General features: G+C 37.0%; 1 protein-coding gene and 1 pseudogene. Both read right to left on the reverse strand.

The genetic code is table 11. From position 1 onward, the window contains the following. Positions 1–189, reverse strand: a pseudogene (locus tag NE054_RS08345) (efflux transporter periplasmic adaptor subunit); the annotation flags it as partial. After that, positions 182–1,079, reverse strand: an 898-nt coding sequence (locus NE054_RS08350) for an amidohydrolase (RefSeq protein WP_297890533.1), incomplete at its 5' end; no start/stop codon positions are given. The gene NE054_RS08350 and the pseudogene NE054_RS08345, both read right to left, overlap by 8 nt.

Here is a 1,079-nt window from a genome sequence, read left to right on the forward strand (position 1 = left end):
GTATCCGGATACTTCCGATTTTACTATAACTGCATCGGATGTGTCTATGTATCCGGATGCGTAAACAGAACGGACAACTTGTTTTTTCTCTACCGTGTAATAGGAGTAGTTGTTGTTTTTTTTATAAAAAACAAAAGTGGCAACTAAAGTTGCTACAAAAACTAAAAGGATGGATATTTTTTTAACCATTAACTATTTTTTCTCTCCACTTTTTAGCTATATACAATACCTTTTCTTTATCAACAGTTTGAACTACCTTATTTTTCATTACAACCTTTCCATTTATAATTACAGTGTCAACGTCTGTTCCTTTTGCAGAGTATACTATCTGAGTGTATGGGTCAAAAAGAGGTTGGAGATGTGGCTGGTTTATATCTATAACAACTACGTCAGCATCTTTTCCAACTTCTATCGTTCCTATTTTGTCTTCCATAAGTACCGCTTTTGCTCCTTGACGGGTCATCATGGCTAAAACCTGTCTTGCAGGTAAAACTGTGGGGTTTAGGTTGTAGCCTTTATGTAGTTTTGCTGCCGTTGAAGCTTCTCCTATTAGGTCAAGGTCGTCGTTTGATGCTGTTCCATCTGTACCTAAGGCTACCACTATACCTTTTTCTACCATCTTTGGTATTGGAGCTATTCCAGATGCAAGTTTAAGATTACTTTCAGGACAATGGGCTATCTTTACATTTTTTTCTGCTAAAAGTTCTATCTCTTCTTCTGTTGGATGGACCATATGGGCTGCTAAAACTCTTTCGTTTAACACTCCTATGTTGTAAAGATGTCTAACAGGTGTTGCTCCGTACCTGGCTTTTATGTCTTCTACTTCTTGTAATGTCTCAGAAACGTGAATATGGTATAAAACATCGTAATCAACAGCCACTTCCATAGCTTTTATCAATGTTTTTGGACTGCATGTGTAAGGGGCATGAGGACCTATTGCCGGAAATACGTTTTTGTCGTTTTTATGCTGGGCTATGAAATCTTTAGTTTTTTCTATTCCTTCTTCTGGGGTTTTTGCTCCTGGAGTAGGAAAATCTAATATTCCAGTTGTTAAAACACCTTTTAATCCGGATTCTTTT

Source organism: Sulfurihydrogenibium sp. (assembly GCF_027448985.1).
Lineage (GTDB): Bacteria > Aquificota > Aquificia > Aquificales > Hydrogenothermaceae > Sulfurihydrogenibium.